Origin of the sequence: Bacillus cereus group sp. N31 (genome assembly GCF_016483245.1) — a bacterium.
GTDB lineage: Bacteria > Bacillota > Bacilli > Bacillales > Bacillaceae_G > Bacillus_A > Bacillus_A toyonensis.
Genome location: NZ_JAEHCH010000003.1, coordinates 283,014 through 299,597, shown reverse-complemented (window position 1 = coordinate 299,597; position 16,584 = coordinate 283,014). Strand labels below are relative to the sequence as shown.

The following is a 16,584-nucleotide window of genomic DNA, read 5'->3' as shown; positions in this document are numbered from 1 at the left end:
TCGAGCTCCGATAGAATATCGAATCTCGATGGCTGCTTAGTCTTTTTAATACTGTCTACTTGACAGGGATAAGACCAAATGATGGGCTTTTCTTTTCATTTTATCCTTCAATCGTAACCCCAGTAAACATCGATAAGTTTCCCGTTATTTTCTCACCAACTCGTAAAAATAACCCTGCCGCTCTCCCACTAATACAATGTGAGCCACTTAATAATTTACCAGTATACGGACCATCCCATGTATCAATGGTATAGTCAGGCATTTCTATGTATTGCTGATATATTTTCCGTTGTTCAAAGTAATATTCCGTTTTATCTTCAGCTAATAGTTCATCATTTTCGTATATAGATACGCCCCCACCTTCACGTCCATATAAAGGTTTAGAAACAAATGATTCATTTCTTTCTTTAAATGGCTTATTTGTAAAATATGTTGGTAAGAAGTATTTATTAATAATAACACGCTCTTCTTCTTCAAAGAAAACCGCTTTTTCATAAAGCTTCCAAATTAATGCAAGCACATTTTTATTTTGCATTACGAATGCGGCTGGTGGATTAATAATTTTCACTCTTCCTTGCGCTATATGATTTAAAAACTGCAGACCAATTCTTTTTCCATTTTTATCAACATCTGTAACTAAATATTCAATTGGATACAGTCGATATAAATAATGAATTCGCTTGCCATTTGGCGTATATATTCCATCATCTGTAACTACAATATCTTGAATTCCTATATATTCCGTGGGCTGATTTAGGCAATAACTTCTTAAAAACTGGACTGTTTGATGGTCTTCATCGTGCCAATCATAGCTACTAAAATATATCGTTTCTTCAGGATCAATATTATAGTCATGTTTAATTTGTTCCCATGCCTGTACAATATGCTCCTCAATATGATTCGGGTGATTCACATCGTGATAACGGCACAACACTTCATTTGCAACAGAAGGTTCTAAATATCCTGTTGGTGTATCACAATTCACTTCTATTAATTTAATAACATCACCATTTACGATAAAATCGAGCCTTGTAAAATAAGAAAACAAACCAGTATGTTTCATTCTCGCAATCTCCCACGTTTCAGGCGGGAATCCGAGTTTTTGAAAATCTTCTGTCGTATGTACAATATATTGATACGTTCTATATAACACATACATTATTTCTTCTGTCGCTTTCGAAATAGCGGTATATGTGTTTACCGACATACGAAACATCCCTGTTGCCATATACTGATTCCACTCTTCATTCTCTAATAGACTCGGCCACGTGAAACCATTCCTACCAGCCTCTTCCGCAAGTGAAAACCATATTTTCATATACTCTTTCTGTTCTTGTCCTGTATACATGACTCTATTATCCTTTCTCTTTATGATCCGGCCGGCGCTTTTGCGTTCCCAATTCCACTTGAACCAGAATTTACTTTCGGCGTTTGTGTCGTAGATGATTTAGATGTATTTGTATCTGGCGTCACTTTATTTGATGGATTAGGCTGTTGTTTATTTAAATCCACTTTCTTTGAAGAATCGTTGTTGCTAGTAGTTCCGCCGTAATATCCTCCGCCACCGCTGCCACCAGTTCTCCGTTCATCTTTTTCACGATAAGAAAGAACATTGTTTGTATATGGTTTCTTCATTACATTTGGTTTGGCTGTATAGTTCATATTTGAGGTTTTACTTGCTAATAAATATCCTGCTACGAACGGTAATATCGGTAAGTGAGAGTTTTCTTGATACGATGAAAATGATGGATTATTTTCCTTGCATAACTCATCTTTTTCTACATTTTCAGTAGTTGGGGCTTTATCATCACAATTTAATGGTTCTTGTTCGCTCCCTTGCTTCCCACCATCCGTTTTAACAGCGGTATTTTCTTGTTGTACATTTTCTTCTTCATAGTCACCACAACCTGTTAATAAAAAAGATGACACGCCAATTGAAGCAGCGACTTTCAAAAATTTATTTTTTTCCATTCTCATGTGCTATACACCTAATTTCTTTTATCTATATTTTTCCATTTAACTATATTATATAATGCAAATATCACTTTTTACAAACTATACTCAATATGCATATTTACATATTTTCATGCTATTTATTCCCTAAATGAAAATGAAATATTATAATAGCCGAATTGTCTATCTGTACACCTAAATAAAGTGAAAGACGATTTTGTATTATGTCGTCTTTCACTTTATTTATTTTTTATATACTAAACGTCTCAATAAAATTTCTAATGGTCCATTAAGATTATTTTTTTCCATTATTAAAGCTACTATGACAGACAATATCCAAATACATATTGCTATCAATGCAGCAAAAGCGTTACTTACATGCCCTCCTAAATCAAATGCTACTGGTGATAAAAATATAACAAGCAGTGCTTCATTTAAAACAAAAAATGTTAATGAACGTTTTCCTAGAGCGATTAATGCAAGGCTAAAGTACCCTGGATTTTTCAATCTACTCCCTATTATCCCGAAACCTGTTGCATATGCTAATCCTCCAGCAATTCCAGTTAAAATATGGATTCCATTTATCATTCCAGCTGTAAATACAGTTGGATACCATATAGTCCCTATAAAAGATAAAGGCAAAGCACCTATTAAAGAAATTGCTAATCCTATAGTTGTTATAAAATATAATTTTTTTAACTGTTGCTCTGGTTTTATTAATAACTTATATCTAGCAATCCACAAACCAAGAATTATAGAAGGAAGAATTGGGAACATAAAATGGATGAGTACAGGTATAATAGGAAAGAAAAGTAATCGTATCATTGTAGTACTAAGATACGTGTCTTTTGCCGAAACATCTGGTGAAAAACCATAATCACCTATTGATTGCATATTAAGTCCCCATATTATTGGAATAAAAATGGTATACAATATAGCGATAATTATAAACGTTCGAATTAATGTTTTCATTTTACACTTTAATAGTGGACTAACAAAAATACCCGCTAAACCATAGGCCATAAGAATATCTTGCCCTCCAATTAAGACCGCTAACACAATCCCAAACAGTATTAAATACAAGGAGCGTTTTCTTACTATTTTTACAGCCTGAATTTCATTTTTCCCTTTTGATATTTGCCCTTCAAATGCTAAAACTAAACCGTAGCCTAATAATACGGCAAACATTGCTCTTGCACGGTTATCAATTATGAATATACCAAAAAGATTTACAATTTGATCAAAGAAACTACTGCTTTCCACTCTATGCATAATTCCAGGATCTGCTGCATACAAGTAAAGCGGTGCATGAGCAAGTACGATTAACAGTAGCATAGTGCCTCTTGCTAAATCCAATGAGACTGCACGCTTTTTTTCAATTGTTCTATCATTTATTGATCTATCCATATTTTACTTCCTTCCTTAACATCAAATGAACATTCCAATCTTTCTTAAGTTTTCGTCAAAAACTAAGAAAGATCTTCTATTAAAAATAGAACAGATAAATAAAAAACGAACTATCTCTTCAATTCCTATTCCGGATATTATATTCTCAGATTATTTCAATATGTTTTATTTTTAAAATACAAATGAAATCTTTCTATCCCTGGATATTTTTCTCCTAAACTTTTAACCTTAAAACCAATTTTCTTATAAAATTCTACTGCCTCATTGTCTGTCTCAGCTTCGACATAAGTCAATTGATGCATTCTTACTACTTCCCTTATCATTTGAAACGCAATTCCTGTATGACGATATTCTGGAACGACTGCTATGTGGCATATTCTCGCTTCATTTGCTCCGATTATTTCAATACCTATACAAGCCTTTTTTTCATATTTATATAATCTACCTTTATTGCTTTGATAAAATACTACCGCTTTCTTTAAGCTTGTTTCACTTGGACCGACTGCATACTGTAGCACATTTAAAATTGAATCCCTTCCAATTTGTTCAACACGTTGCAAATTCATATCTTCATCCCTTTCTATGAAAAAAGATTAGCTCTTTATAAAAAAGAGCTAATCTCATTACGCTGTTATCTTTTCTTCTTTTTTCACAACGACCGCCACATAACTATGCAGTATCATTCCGACAATAACGAGACTCATTCCAACCCAAGATAAAGATGATGGAATTGGAGCAGAAAGCCAAATAAGCTCTCCTACTAAAGCAAATAAAACTTCACCGGATTGTGTCGCTTCAACCGTTGCTAGCTTTTGCGGATCATCTTTCACAAGATCTGTCGCAAAGAAAAATAATACTGTCGCGATTAAACCTGAACTAACTGCTACAATAAAACATTGAAAAACTTGGCTACTTGACGGTAATCCACCTGTTGATACTTCGTAACCAGATAGTAAAAACCAAAATGGTAAACTTGCTAATGTCATCCCGAGAACTCGCTGGAATACATCTAATTCCCCTTTACATACTTGCATCATTTTTCGATTTCCAAGTGGGTACGCAAACGCCGCAATGAGAACAGGAACTACACATAAAATGGTTTCACGAATTCCTAAAGAAGAAGCATGTTCTACTTGCATGAGTACAACACCGAATAAAATAATACCCGACATTACTAATTCTTTCATCGGAAGTTTTTTATGTAATGGGTCTACCGCAAAAAATGGTGTTAACAAAATCCCTGCGACTATCGTAATTTGCCATGTTGATGCAACAAGCCACCCTGGTCCAAATGCGCCAGCAAAACTAAGTGGTGCATAAAAAAGACCAAAACCTACAATACTCCATACCAACCATTCTTTCGGATTGTTTTTCATATATTGAAAGAGTTGCTTTAAGTTGCCTCTATACATGACAATAAGTAGTAGCATTGGTACCATAAAGTAATACCGTAATGATGCACTCCAAATCCAACTTCCACCTTCTAAGTCCATCGCCCGGTTTAAAACAAAGGTAAAGGCAAAGAAAAATGATGCCAATATCCCTATTGCAATTGCTTTCATTATAAAACCCCTTGTTTAGTTTCTTCTTAATACTATACAACAAAATGAATATAATTAAAATTCACGCACTTTAACTTACATGTAATCTAGCTCTATATAATTTTCTTAACTGACCAATATGCGCTTGATGATACCGATTATGATCAGCTATATGCCATATGCCCCATCTTATTGTCGCATTTTCGCCCTTTTCATAAAAAACTTCCCGTGTTAAATCATTTTCTGTTAGTTTCATACATTCTTCATAAAGTGAAACTTTAATCAGTGGGGGTTTTGTTCATCCCCCACTGATTATTAGTTTAACCAATCGGGCTGCCCGTTAATGCGGGATAAAACAATTGTTGCACTGCTTCATAATCTTGCATTAACTCTTGTAACGTGTGTTTTCTTAAAACTGGCAGTTCTCCCACTTCATTCAACATAGGCCCATATTTATTTTTTAGTGCAGTGGAACTTCTTCTCCCTTTAAGCGATACACCCAATGTAAATCGACAACTGCTAAATGCTGAAGTAGCTGTCCGATGCTATTTTCATTATTTTCAGACCCTTTAAAAGATAATTCCTTCTCTTCAGTACTTTCTACTAAATTTCGCAATCGTATATATGTATCTCGAACCGTTGCATACAAAATTGCTACTTGCGGATTCATGTTTTTTTCTAAATAAAGATCTTTCATGATAAACTCCGTCCTTTAAAGGAACAGCACCATATGTTCATCATCACTGTACGCACCATTAATCTTTATAGCCCTTTTTTCAATTCCATATGTTTTAAAGCCCATTGATTCGTACAAATTTTTTGCTGGTTCGTTTGTAGATACAACACCTAATGTCAATTGCTCTAGTTGTATATCCCGCGCTCTTTGAATTGCATTTGCAATTAGCTCACGTGCCAACCCGTTTCGTCTGTTTTGTGCGTCTACATACATCGCAACGATATGGCCTTTATGCTTATATGCTACTTTCTCTTCCGTTAGTAAAGTGACTACACCAATTAATTTTTCTTCATTAAACGCACCAAGTGTACAACTAATAGTAGATGTTAAATTCCCTTCAACTCGCTCAATAGGATTTTCCTGACGAATCGCCTCTTCATAAGTTGTTATAAACGCCTCTGGGTTTACTTGTAATGCTTGTAAACGTAAATCCCAATATTTTTTTGCATCTTCTTTCGTAAGTAATCGAATCATGTTTCTCTATCCCCTTTTAGTTTACATAATATTTTTATAAAATACTAATTATAGATTGATATTCTTCTTTTAACATACTATAACGATAGCGATGAATGAACTTCTTTTGACGTAATCGATCATTTCTCATTAGTCCTTCACAAACAAAGCCAGCCTTTTCATAACTCTTTCTAGCTTGTAAATTATCTTCATCTACACGTAGCCAAACTTTCTCCAATTCGAAATCAAAGAATCCCAGTTGTAATATACTATATAGAGATGCTATTCCATACCCTTTTCCCCAATACTTTTTATCCCCAATCGTAATTCCTAGTTCCGCATTTTTATTTATTTTGTCAAAATTTTTAAGGTCTACCCAGCCAATGTGTATATCGTTTTCTGTAAAGATAGCCCTTTGTTCATAACCATTCTTTCGACTTATGCATGCTTCAATCCATTTTCTCGTATCTTCACGAGTGAACGGAGGATATTGATCTGGTACGACTAAGTGTTTTGTCACTTCTGTATCTAATGACCATTGATATCGATCTTCTACATCATCTAGTGTCAATTCTCTTAATTGAACGAATGGTATTTTCATTTTACTATCCCCTTTTTATTTGCCAATAGAAAATCCTTCGAACACTCTTCCTCCGTATAGTTCTAACGTCTTTTCTGTAAAATTAATTAATACATTTTTATCACTGTTTTTATAAAAATGATCAAAAGCCGCTACAAATTGTTCTGCATAATGGTCATCATATCTTCTTAAAACTCTAATAAACCATTTTGAATTTCCAAGCCATTGGCCATTTACTCTTAATACATATTCATGTATTAATTCCGCTAATAAATTAGCAATGAATAGTTCTTCTTCTCTTTTTGATGCACCAATGAAGTCATCCAAAGTATCCGAAATAAAATAGCGCTTCTGTTTCATCGTTTCTTCGGTCCATTTATCTGGTCCTTTAATTAGTAAATCGTTCGCTTCTTTTTTTAATTTCTCAACAATTTCACTTTCCCCTTTTAATACAATTCCTTCTGAAACTAATTGAGGTAAAGACGGTCGCCCGCGATCACAATCCATTTTAAAAAAGGTTTTATACGTTACAAAATTATGTACAAATACTTCAACGGGCCATCCATTACTATAGAAGGATTCTCTATAACAAGATGACAAACTTTGATCGACTATAACAATATCAAGGTCAGATGTTTTTGTCGCTTCTCCGCGTACAACGCTTCCTCCCAGTAAAGCTACATCACAATTCGGAAATTGTGATGTAATTATGCTTTGTGCCGCTTCAATTGGTTTCATTTTCTTTTCTCCTTCGCTTATTTTACTTTCTTTTTTTCTGCTCTTTCTCGAGCCTTTTTTATATACGGTTCTGCATCTGGTGTTTTACATGACGTTGCACCGTGATCAATTTTTACTTTTCCAATTTCACGAGCAATTTCAATTGCTTGTTGCTCTAAAGCTTCATTTCGAATCCCTATCGCAATTAAAGCGCTATTCATTGCTTCTCTTTTTCTATTTTTTTCATTATGTATATGAACTTTAATCTCTTCTAAATACGGCATGAAGAAGTTATCGTCTAACTTTTTATTTTTTATTGCGATATTCGCTAATAATGACCAACCTGCTCTCCCGATCCATTCATCATCAGATTTCGTCCATTCGTCCATTCTTTCTATTGCGATTGGCGACGTACATATAGCTGTCATAAGAACGTCCATTAAACAATAATAATCAACATCCCTAATCCAACTATTCAGCTGTTCTGATGTTACATTCTTCGGTTCTAAAATATACGTTGCTAAAGTCATTGCATCCATATTTTTTGTTTCCCATAATGAAATTGCTAAATCATGATCTTTTTTTATCTTCTTTTTTAATAATTTTAAATTTGCAAAACTGACTCCGAATAGCGGCTCTTTCGCCCCATGATTTTTATACGTTTTTCGATTTTGTTCCGTTCCATATTTCTCTAGTTGCTGCATGACCTCTTCAAGTAGCATTTGTCCACCTCTTTTATGTTTTCTGTTGACTTCATATAGGTATGTACGATATATTCTACATTATTTTTTGATTTTCCTATATTTATTTTTAAAATACGGTATGTGAAATTTTAAATATACTACGCAATCACACCATGAAAAACCTACACATTGTAAACATGCAGGTTTTTCATGTTATCAAATTTCCATAAAATAAGAAATAAACGAAGGAACCACCTTTGGTTCGTTCTCTCAATAATTTATCTCCGCTATATTTTGGCTAAACTCTTTACATCTGACCACTCTTCTATAGAACCTGCATCCGGAAAAACGGTAACTACATTAAAATTCGCACCTTTTTCTTTTCCTAATTGTTTTGCAGCTAATAAGTTTGCTGCCGCAGACGTTCCTATTTTCATACCAGTAGCCTTATAAAAACGGGCCATTTCATACAAGGTTTCTTCATATGAATAAGTCCATTGCTTTTCTATCAAATTGTCTTCCTTTTCTATGAAATGTTGTTTCCGTCCTAGACCGAATCCACCTGATCCTGCATATTTCTTTAAAGCATTTGGCGGTTGTTCAGATCCATATGGTAATTCGGCAGGCATTACTAAATGTAGCTCAACATTTTTTGTATACTTCTTTACTGCTTTATAGACCCCAATTAGAGTTCCACCAGTACCAGCGGATGCTACCCATGCGTGTATTGGTTTTCCGTTCATTTGTGCAATAATTTCTCGGCCTGTTCCTTCTATATGACTTAATAAATTTGCATTATTATAATGTTGGAACAAAAAGTATAACTCTTGTTTTTGTTTGCTAATCTCTATTGTCTTCTCAATTACAGCGTAAAATCCCTTACATGTATCAACTAAGATTACGTTAGCACCATAATATTCGAGTTCATTTAATAGAGATTGACCAGTTGCAGAACTTAACACTAACGTGCATTCAATCCCTAAATAATAACAAAGATAGCCAATTGACCTCGCTAAGCTTCCACCACTATACTCTAAAATATGTTGTTTTTTGTTCGCTTCTTGTAAATATTTATTGATCATTCCAAGTGCTGCTCTATCCTTAATCGATCCTGTAGGGTTGTGCCATTCACATTTAGCATAGATTGAAAGATTCTTCGTTTCTTCGCATTCTAATTTAATGAGAGGGGTATTTCCAACATTTTTAGAAAACTCTTCAAAATGGTTTACTATCATACTTTTATACCTCCGTCATACATCATATTTATAACATTTGTTCTTAGTCAAAATACTTTCTATATTTCAATTACGCTATTAACTATATTTTCCTATAAAAAATCCCTACAAACGTTGTAGGGATTTTTGTCTAAATCATTTTGTTGCACTCTATTACATACGAAAAGAACTTCTTTATTCAAATGCATTCATAAGCACAATTCTCCAGCCATCTGGATCCTCTATTGTAGTACCTTTCTCTATCCAATACGGATTTTCCGGTTCCACCTCATGGTAGCCCATTTCACTTAACCGATTCGCGATTATTTCAATTTCATCTTTATTCGGCATATAAAAAACTAGTAAATTATCTTTTGTCGGTGCTGGGCATGGGCTTCCATTTACATGCGTAGTAAACTCCAAATGGTACTCTTCACCCGGTAATCCAAACATAACCCCGTCATATCCTTCATGATTGTGAAATTCCCCTATACGTTTTAACCCTAATCCTGTTTCGTAAAAACTTATAACTTCTTCAAATTTATCTGTTGGTCTTGCAATTCTAAATTGAACCCAATTCTTCATGCAAATCTCCTCCTTTTCATTTTCCAAAGCTTTATAGTAGCCATTATAAGTTACATATATTTAGTTTAATATCCCTCATTAGTGTGAGAACTGCTTAAGTTGAAAGACCTATTCGTTCATACATAGTAGGACTTTAGTATAAAATTCATATAAACTTAGTTATACAAATATGGAGATAAAATAACGATTTCTTCCATATATATTATTACGTATGAAATAATTCTCCTTGTAGGGCCTTTATATATCAATCAGCAGATCTTTGTACAGCCCTATTCGCATCTTCCATCACAACACCATGAAACGCATTATACAGTCGACTAAATTGGATTCCTTTTACTTTCTCTGCCATTTTTCTAACTTTATTCGCTGGTAATGGGATAAGATTGGGATAACTATACATAAAACTTACCCATTTTCGATCCGAAACTACTTGTATAATATCACCTGATAACAAAATACCTTTCCCCTCATTACCGTCTTTCCAGTGCATAACAGTTCCACCTTTAAAATGGCCACCTAACCGATGCAATGTAAGTTCTTCCGATAATATCAAATGTTCCCCAGACCAAAATTTAATTTGCTTACTCGGGCGGACCACCCATTCTTTATCATCTTCATGAATATAGATAGGTATATGAAATGTTTCCGCCCATTTTACTTGTGTAGAGTAATAATGTGGATGAGAAAGTGCTATTGCTTGAATACCACCTAAATCATATATACGTTGTATCGTTTTATCATCTAAATAACTAATACAATCCCACAAAACATTTAGAGTTTTACTTTGTATTAAAAATGCTGTTTGTCCAATTGCAAACTTAGGTTTAGTAGTAATGCTATACAAACCAGTTTCTTCTTTTATTATTTCATTTTTGTATAAATTGCTATGTTGCATTGTTTCTAATGTTGTCCATGACTGCCCCATTGGATTCATATATTGCCTTTCCTCATTACAAATTTTACAACGCGAAGGTGCCTCTTTATTTTCGGGATACTGAACTCCACATGTCGTGCAAATATAATGAACCATATTCCCACTCCCTTTTTAAATGTAATTGATTCTTTACCAATATTTTAATAAAAAACGAAAATAATTAAATCAATAATTGTGACTAAAATGAAGTCATACGAAAGTACGATTATTCCCCTTCTATTTAAGAATTTAGTCTAAGTACTATATTTTATATTTCTTCTTTCTGGGAAGTTAAATTTTTCAATCATTACATGAAAGAGTAACTCTATACGAAATAAATGAACCTATTCATAGTTTTTGTCACAAGTTTGACACAGTAGTATAAACTAATACACATCTGGGGTATAGTATATTTAAAGTAACGATAAAAAAGAATATTGAATAAATTCTTTTTTAATCGTTACTAGATTACATTTGTAATAACTTAAGGGGAGATTATAATGGAAATCGTTATTATGCTCTATGAAGGGATTACTGCATTAGATGCTATTGGTCCGTACGAAGTATTTGCAGCAGAAAGCAATAACAACATAAAGTTTGTTGCTAAAACTACGGGCTTAATTAAATTAGATTCAAAAATGGGCTATTTACATGCCGATTATAATTTTACTGAAGTTAATTCAGCTGATATCCTTATTATTCCTGGATGTCGCCCGCCTAACTTTAAACAACTTATGGAGGACGAAGAAACTCTCAATTGGATTCTCCAAATACATGAAACTACTAAATGGACTACAACTGTATGTACAGGTTCTTTAATCTTAGGTGCTACTGGCCTACTAAATGGTGTTAAAGCCACTAGTCATTGGAGCTCTTTTGACTTGCTTCGTTCTCTCGGGGCTATTCCAACTGAAGAGAGAGTCGTTCGCCATGAAAAAATCATAACAGCAGCTGGTGTATCTGCAGGTATTGATATGGCTCTCCAGTTGATGGCTTGGGAATTCGGAGATGAAAAGAGTAAAGCAGTTCAGCTCATGTTAGAATACGATCCACAGCCTCCTTTTGATACAGGTTCACCAAAAAAAGCATCCGCATCATTATTAGAAGAATTAAATTTGATGCTTGAAGATTTTCATAATAAAGTTTAAAACCTTCCAATTTTTCAAGAATGCAGTTGATACAAAATCTTGCATATTTTTGACCAAACTTTTTTACAGTTGTAAAAAAGTTTTTTTGCATTTCCCTACCTATAATTGCTAATATAGTAGAGTAGAACTTTTATAGAGAGAAGGAAAATTATGCACAATGGAATTCGAATGACAACTTTAGTAAAAAGGGCTATGTTGATTTGCGCTGGGGTATTATTTACATATGAGGCCGCTTTAGGATCGGTACATACTGCTCTAGCAAGTACAGAAGATGAAGCAAAGTCTGTTCAATTTGTAAGTGAAATTCAAACATCTCTTGCACCGAAAGAAGCTCCAAAACACTATAATGGGCAAGTTAGAAAAGTCGCTTACTTAACATTTGATGACGGCCCTGGAAAATACACAGCTGAGCTTTTAGATATGTTAAAGAAAGAAAATGCAAAAGCAACATTCTTCCTAATTGGTTCAAACGTGAAAGCTTTCCCTGATCTTGTGAAACGTGAAGATGCTGAAGGCCACTATGTTGGGATGCACAGTATGACTCATAACTATAAGAAACTTTACACAGAAGGACATTACGTAGATGAAATGAAAGAAGATCAAGGCTTAATCGCTGGCGTTCTAGGCAAATCACCCGTATTAACTCGTCCATCATACGGCTCAATGCCAGGATTAAACGAAGCACTTCGCAACAAAGTGGTGGAAAACGGGTTGAAAGTTTGGGATTGGACAATTGATTCTTTAGACTGGAGATACAACAAAATACAAGTTGATGCTGCATCAGCTAAAATTGTAGAAAACGTTCTACATGGTGCTACAAATCCAACAGAAGTTATCCTTATGCACGATATTCACCCACAATCAGTTAAAGCAGTACCTGGAATTATAAAAGGACTGAAAGAAAAAGGATATGAATTAGAAGCCTATAATGAGAACGAACACTTCCCATTAAACTTCTGGCATGATAATCGTATGTAATGAAAAGACTTGATTCCCTCTAGTAGGATATCAAGTCTTTTTTTAACGTTTTGGAAAGTTTCTTTGTTGCTCTTCAATAAAACGAATAATCTTTTCTCTGTCCTCATGCGTAATACTTATAGAAAATTCGTACTCCTCTTCCTTACACCATGAAGGGGTAAGTTCCTGAGATAATCGGACTACAATTTGAAACTCACCTTCATTTTTCCCCATTAATTCAAACGCTATATTAGGCTCTATGAAATCTAGTTCGGTATATGTAGGATTCGGTAATGATTGAAACCATTTTTTCATATGCTGTAAGTCGAAAGTTTGTAGAAAAGGATCCATCGTTTCAAAAACTTTATTTCCTTCTGACAGTTTCGCTTTTACTATAAGCCAATTTCTATCACACTCCTCTTTTGCATCTTTAAATTGGTATCTCACCATCTCTAAATGTAATGCTACTTTTTCATTTTGAAAATCCATAAATTGCTCCCCTTCTTGCTATAAAACTTTTACTTTATAAATTTGAAATATATAAGCCTTTACTTGCAAAACAATTATTTTTCTATCTCCTGTTAATTTCAATTCTTAAATATAATGATTTTCGTTTATTAATACACATGACTGATTCTAACATATCATCCTTTATACATTAAATATATTTGATTTGCTATATAATCTGAACTAAAGTGAAGTCCATTCCTTATCCACCACATGATAATACCTACCAAAGAGGCTGTTTTAATATCAACTGCAACATAATCATCAGGTAATTTATTTTTCGTATTCTCTCTTCTCGTTTCTATTAATTGCTTTAAAAATAAAAATAATTGCTCTTCAAATTGATTCATTTTAAATAATATAAATAAAAAATTCCGGTGGATATATAAATAATCTAGCAATTGTGTTAGCTTTTGTTTTTCTGATAAATCTTTTGCATGTATTAAATCAACAATTTTATTAGAAAGCTCATTTAAAATCTCGCTATTGATTTGGTCTAGTAAATCTTGAATATCTTGATAATGTAAGTAAAATGTTGTTCGATTTAATCCTGCTTTTGTTGCGATTTTCTGAACCGTTAAACTTGAAATAGTAGGATTCTCACATAAAAGAGAAAAAACAGCATTTTTAAACATTTCTCTTGAACGAACTGTACGAGGGTCCTCTTTTTTAAATGTAGACATTTTGAAACTCCTTTATAGATTTTCTCATTACTTTCTCGACAGTACATATCTTCTCTGTCGAGTTGTGAACATTTTCAACAAAACTGTTCATGGTCAGAGAAAACGTATTTTGTTACCATTAATTTTATCGACACAATGTCGATAAATCAAGGTAACAATGAAGGAGATTACCAATGCAAAAGGAAATATCAGAAAGAAATAAAAAAATTATATTAGTTGTCCTCATTACCGGCTGTTTTTTATCAACCTTAAATCAGACGCTATTAAATGTGGCAATGAGTAATTTAATGAAGGTATTTGATGTAACAGCTGCAACAGTGCAATGGCTATCAACAGGCTTTATGCTCATAAATGGTGTTCTAGTTCCAATTACTGCATTTTTAATGAAACGATTTACAACAAGGCAGCTATTTATTAGCTCAATGCTCTCTTTGTTTATTGGGACCGTTCTCTGTGCATGCGCCATGAATTTTAGCATTTTGTTAACAGGAAGAATGATTCAAGCAGTTGGAGCAGGAATTATTATGCCACTCATGATGACTATTATTTTATATTTGTACCCTAGTGAAAAACGCGGAAGTATTATGGGGACCATCGGATTCGCTATAATTTTTGCGCCAGCTATCGCTCCAACTTTATCTGGCTTTATTATTGAATATGTATCATGGAGATGGCTATTTATTGGATTAGCTCCATTTATATTCATCGTAATTATTCTCGCGATTAAATATTTAATGAATGTTGCAAATACAACAAAAGCAAAATTAGATATCATAAGTGTCATTTTATCAACAATTGGCTTTGGTTGTGTTATATACGGATTCAGTAGTGCAGGAAGTAAAGGATGGAATCATCCCGTTGTTATTATAACAATTACTATCGGTATCATCGTTACAGCTTTATTCTGTTTACGTCAAATAAAGTCTAATGATCCATTATTGAATTTATCAGTATTTAAATATAAAGTTTTCACTCTTACTTCAGTCATTAACGTACTCATTACGATGATTATGTATGCAGATTTAATTCTATTACCAATTTACTTACAAAACGGACGAGGCTTTACTGCATTTGAATCAGGTTTACTTCTATTACCTGGAGCTGTCATTAACGCCTTCTTATCACCTATCACAGGCAAAATGTTTGATAAATATGGAGCGAAACCACTCTTTATTACCGGTTTAATCTGTGTCATTATTTCGATGTGGGGTGTAATTGATTTGACCGACTCCACAACTTATATGTATTTAATGGTTCGTACCATTATTTTACGAATTGGGTTAAGTTTCATTTCAATGCCTTTAAATACAGCCGGCTTAAACGCTTTGCCAATAGAACTGGGTTCACATGGTTCAGCAGTAAATAATATAATTCGCCAATTAGCAGGTGCGATTGGGACAGCAGTTATCATCACGGTGTATACAATTCAATCTACTTCACACATATCACAGTTATCTAGTAGGAATGGAAATATAACAGCTACGCAAGTAACAAAATTATCTTCTATCTTCAGCTCAAGTGATGCATACGTGTTTATGTTAGTCTTATCTTTTATAGCTTTGATTATCGCAAGTTTCATGCCCAAAAAAGTAGTAATCAAAAGATACGAAAGTAAATCTTCAAACATAAAATGATTGTTAAAAAATAAGCACTTAAAAGATGGCTCCGGAATTATACCGAAGCCATCTTTTTGAGTGCTTACGACTATAATTATAATCCTCGATTACTATTTGAAGAGATTATATTTTACAGTTATGCTTTTAAATAATCGTTAGAATTCTTAATACTGAATAGCTTATAAGTACATATTAATCATAAGGAGTGATATGTATATGGATTTTCTTTCATCTGAATATTTGTCAGCCTTGCTTGCCATTATTGTAATTGATTTAGTGTTAGCTGGAGATAATGCCATCGTAATTGGATTAGCAGCAAGGCGATTACCGAAAGATCAACAAAAGAAAGTTATTATATGGGGAACTGTCGGGGCTATCGCTATTAGGGCCCTCGCCACCTTAATTGTCGTTTGGTTATTAAAAATACCAGGATTGCTTCTAATTGGTGGTGTACTCCTCATATGGATTGCTTACAAATTAATTGCTGAGGGCAAAAATCATGATATTAAAGCTGAAGAAGGATTTTGGTCTGCTATTAAAACCATTATTATAGCTGATGCGTTAATGGGAATTGATAACGTACTCGCTGTTGCGGGAGCTGCCCATGGTAACTTTTCTTTAGTAATCATCGGATTATTAGTGTCTATTCCAGTAGTCGTATGGGGCAGTACATTAATTTTAAAATGGGTTGACCGTTTCCCTGTCATCATTACGATTGGAGCAGCTGTTTTAGCTTATACTGCTGCAAAAATGATTGTAGATGAGAAATGGTTCGCTGGATTTTTCGAAAGTAATCCTTTCATAAAATGGGCATTCATCATTATTATCATTATCTTTGTAGTGTTCTTCGGAAAGATGAAACAAAAAACTAAAGATGGTACTATGTAATGT

18 protein-coding genes and 1 pseudogene are annotated in these 16,584 nt (G+C 33.7%); 4 read left to right on the top strand and 15 right to left on the bottom strand.

Annotation, left to right across the window (positions count from 1 at the left end; genetic code table 11):
* Positions 1-100: 100 nt before the first annotated feature.
* The 13 genes and pseudogenes from JDS81_RS07950 to JDS81_RS07890 all read right to left on the bottom strand — a co-directional run bounded on the left by JDS81_RS07950 (position 101) and on the right by JDS81_RS07890 (position 10,899).
* Positions 101-1,348 carry a glutathionylspermidine synthase family protein gene (locus JDS81_RS07950; protein WP_097955065.1) on the bottom strand — a complete coding sequence of 416 codons (1,248 nt, stop codon included), beginning with the start codon at positions 1,346-1,348 and terminating at the stop codon, positions 101-103.
* Between the two features lie 20 nt (positions 1,349-1,368).
* The gene (locus JDS81_RS07945) at positions 1,369-1,977 is read right to left on the bottom strand and encodes a hypothetical protein (RefSeq protein WP_001242215.1); all 609 of its coding nucleotides are present in this window, start codon (positions 1,975-1,977) and stop codon (positions 1,369-1,371) included.
* A 219-nt stretch (positions 1,978-2,196) separates the two neighbouring features.
* Entirely contained in the window at positions 2,197-3,360 is a 1,164-nt protein-coding gene (locus JDS81_RS07940) for a DUF418 domain-containing protein (RefSeq protein ID WP_000376140.1), read from the bottom strand.
* Positions 3,361-3,515: 155 nt separating this feature from the next.
* A complete protein-coding gene (locus JDS81_RS07935; protein WP_001053326.1) occupies positions 3,516-3,926 on the bottom strand; it encodes a GNAT family N-acetyltransferase in 411 nt (136 codons plus the stop codon).
* Positions 3,927-3,983: 57 nt separating this feature from the next.
* A complete protein-coding gene (locus JDS81_RS07930) occupies positions 3,984-4,922 on the bottom strand; it encodes a DMT family transporter (protein WP_000643649.1) in 939 nt (312 codons plus the stop codon).
* 70 nt (positions 4,923-4,992) lie between these two features.
* Positions 4,993-5,598: pseudogene (locus JDS81_RS07925) on the bottom strand (DinB family protein).
* 15 nt (positions 5,599-5,613) lie between these two features.
* Positions 5,614-6,111: a GNAT family N-acetyltransferase gene (locus tag JDS81_RS07920; protein WP_000620331.1), complete on the bottom strand. Its 498-nt coding sequence runs from the start codon at positions 6,109-6,111 to the stop codon at positions 5,614-5,616.
* A gap of 34 nt (positions 6,112-6,145) precedes the next feature.
* Positions 6,146-6,691, bottom strand: a complete 546-nt coding sequence (locus tag JDS81_RS07915; RefSeq protein ID WP_097955066.1) for a GNAT family N-acetyltransferase — start codon at positions 6,689-6,691, stop codon at positions 6,146-6,148.
* 15 nt (positions 6,692-6,706) lie between these two features.
* Complete coding sequence (locus JDS81_RS07910; RefSeq protein WP_097955068.1) at positions 6,707-7,408, bottom strand: nucleotidyltransferase domain-containing protein; 702 nt, start codon at positions 7,406-7,408, stop codon at positions 6,707-6,709.
* A 17-nt stretch (positions 7,409-7,425) separates the two neighbouring features.
* On the bottom strand, positions 7,426-8,109 hold the full coding sequence (locus JDS81_RS07905; protein WP_097955069.1) for a DNA alkylation repair protein: 684 nt from the start codon (positions 8,107-8,109) through the stop codon (positions 7,426-7,428).
* A 248-nt stretch (positions 8,110-8,357) separates the two neighbouring features.
* Positions 8,358-9,305 (bottom strand): PLP-dependent cysteine synthase family protein, encoded by a 948-nt coding sequence (locus JDS81_RS07900; protein WP_097955071.1) that lies wholly within the window; start codon positions 9,303-9,305, stop codon positions 8,358-8,360.
* Positions 9,306-9,479: 174 nt separating this feature from the next.
* Positions 9,480-9,869, bottom strand: coding sequence for a VOC family protein (locus JDS81_RS07895; protein WP_000800673.1), 390 nt, complete (start codon positions 9,867-9,869; stop codon positions 9,480-9,482).
* A gap of 244 nt (positions 9,870-10,113) precedes the next feature.
* On the bottom strand, positions 10,114-10,899 hold the full coding sequence (locus tag JDS81_RS07890; RefSeq protein ID WP_097955073.1) for an MBL fold metallo-hydrolase: 786 nt from the start codon (positions 10,897-10,899) through the stop codon (positions 10,114-10,116).
* Positions 10,900-11,282: 383 nt separating this feature from the next.
* Between JDS81_RS07890 and JDS81_RS07885 the strand changes: the two genes are divergently transcribed.
* A complete protein-coding gene (locus JDS81_RS07885; RefSeq protein WP_000407027.1) occupies positions 11,283-11,930 on the top strand; it encodes a DJ-1/PfpI family protein in 648 nt (215 codons plus the stop codon).
* Between the two features lie 150 nt (positions 11,931-12,080).
* Entirely contained in the window at positions 12,081-12,908 is an 828-nt protein-coding gene (locus JDS81_RS07880; RefSeq protein ID WP_097955074.1) for a peptidoglycan-N-acetylglucosamine deacetylase, read from the top strand.
* A gap of 42 nt (positions 12,909-12,950) precedes the next feature.
* On the opposite strand, the gene JDS81_RS07875 is transcribed toward JDS81_RS07880, so the two are convergent.
* Entirely contained in the window at positions 12,951-13,376 is a 426-nt protein-coding gene (locus tag JDS81_RS07875; protein WP_097955076.1) for a WapI family immunity protein, read from the bottom strand.
* Positions 13,377-13,531: 155 nt separating this feature from the next.
* Positions 13,532-14,077, bottom strand: coding sequence for a TetR/AcrR family transcriptional regulator (locus tag JDS81_RS07870; protein ID WP_097955077.1), 546 nt, complete (start codon positions 14,075-14,077; stop codon positions 13,532-13,534).
* A gap of 173 nt (positions 14,078-14,250) precedes the next feature.
* Here JDS81_RS07870 and JDS81_RS07865 point away from each other — a divergent pair, with 173 nt between their 5' ends.
* Both JDS81_RS07865 and JDS81_RS07860 read left to right on the top strand, forming a co-directional pair.
* On the top strand, positions 14,251-15,711 hold the full coding sequence (locus JDS81_RS07865; RefSeq protein WP_097955079.1) for a DHA2 family efflux MFS transporter permease subunit: 1,461 nt from the start codon (positions 14,251-14,253) through the stop codon (positions 15,709-15,711).
* Positions 15,712-15,909: 198 nt separating this feature from the next.
* Positions 15,910-16,581, top strand: coding sequence for a TerC family protein (locus JDS81_RS07860; RefSeq protein WP_097955080.1), 672 nt, complete (start codon positions 15,910-15,912; stop codon positions 16,579-16,581).
* The last annotated feature ends 3 nt before the right edge of the window (positions 16,582-16,584 follow it).

Excerpts from the sequence above, each read along its gene's own strand:
- JDS81_RS07900 (WP_097955071.1), bottom strand. The coding sequence starts at position 9,305 with ATGATAGTAAACCATTTTGAAGAGTTTTCTAAAAATGTTGGAAATACC.
- JDS81_RS07935 (WP_001053326.1), bottom strand. The coding sequence starts at position 3,926 with ATGAATTTGCAACGTGTTGAACAAATTGGAAGGGATTCAATTTTAAAT.
- JDS81_RS07880 (WP_097955074.1), top strand. The coding sequence starts at position 12,081 with ATGCACAATGGAATTCGAATGACAACTTTAGTAAAAAGGGCTATGTTG.
- JDS81_RS07940 (WP_000376140.1), bottom strand. The coding sequence starts at position 3,360 with ATGGATAGATCAATAAATGATAGAACAATTGAAAAAAAGCGTGCAGTC.
- JDS81_RS07915 (WP_097955066.1), bottom strand. The coding sequence starts at position 6,691 with ATGAAAATACCATTCGTTCAATTAAGAGAATTGACACTAGATGATGTA.
- JDS81_RS07895 (WP_000800673.1), bottom strand. The coding sequence starts at position 9,869 with ATGAAGAATTGGGTTCAATTTAGAATTGCAAGACCAACAGATAAATTT.
- JDS81_RS07905 (WP_097955069.1), bottom strand. The coding sequence starts at position 8,109 with ATGCTACTTGAAGAGGTCATGCAGCAACTAGAGAAATATGGAACGGAA.
- JDS81_RS07860 (WP_097955080.1), top strand. The coding sequence starts at position 15,910 with ATGGATTTTCTTTCATCTGAATATTTGTCAGCCTTGCTTGCCATTATT.
- JDS81_RS07920 (WP_000620331.1), bottom strand. The coding sequence starts at position 6,111 with ATGATTCGATTACTTACGAAAGAAGATGCAAAAAAATATTGGGATTTA.
- JDS81_RS07945 (WP_001242215.1), bottom strand. The coding sequence starts at position 1,977 with ATGAGAATGGAAAAAAATAAATTTTTGAAAGTCGCTGCTTCAATTGGC.
- JDS81_RS07870 (WP_097955077.1), bottom strand. The coding sequence starts at position 14,077 with ATGTCTACATTTAAAAAAGAGGACCCTCGTACAGTTCGTTCAAGAGAA.
- JDS81_RS07890 (WP_097955073.1), bottom strand. The coding sequence starts at position 10,899 with ATGGTTCATTATATTTGCACGACATGTGGAGTTCAGTATCCCGAAAAT.
- JDS81_RS07950 (WP_097955065.1), bottom strand. The coding sequence starts at position 1,348 with ATGTATACAGGACAAGAACAGAAAGAGTATATGAAAATATGGTTTTCA.
- JDS81_RS07865 (WP_097955079.1), top strand. The coding sequence starts at position 14,251 with ATGCAAAAGGAAATATCAGAAAGAAATAAAAAAATTATATTAGTTGTC.
- JDS81_RS07885 (WP_000407027.1), top strand. The coding sequence starts at position 11,283 with ATGGAAATCGTTATTATGCTCTATGAAGGGATTACTGCATTAGATGCT.
- JDS81_RS07910 (WP_097955068.1), bottom strand. The coding sequence starts at position 7,408 with ATGAAACCAATTGAAGCGGCACAAAGCATAATTACATCACAATTTCCG.
- JDS81_RS07875 (WP_097955076.1), bottom strand. The coding sequence starts at position 13,376 with ATGGATTTTCAAAATGAAAAAGTAGCATTACATTTAGAGATGGTGAGA.
- JDS81_RS07930 (WP_000643649.1), bottom strand. The coding sequence starts at position 4,922 with ATGAAAGCAATTGCAATAGGGATATTGGCATCATTTTTCTTTGCCTTT.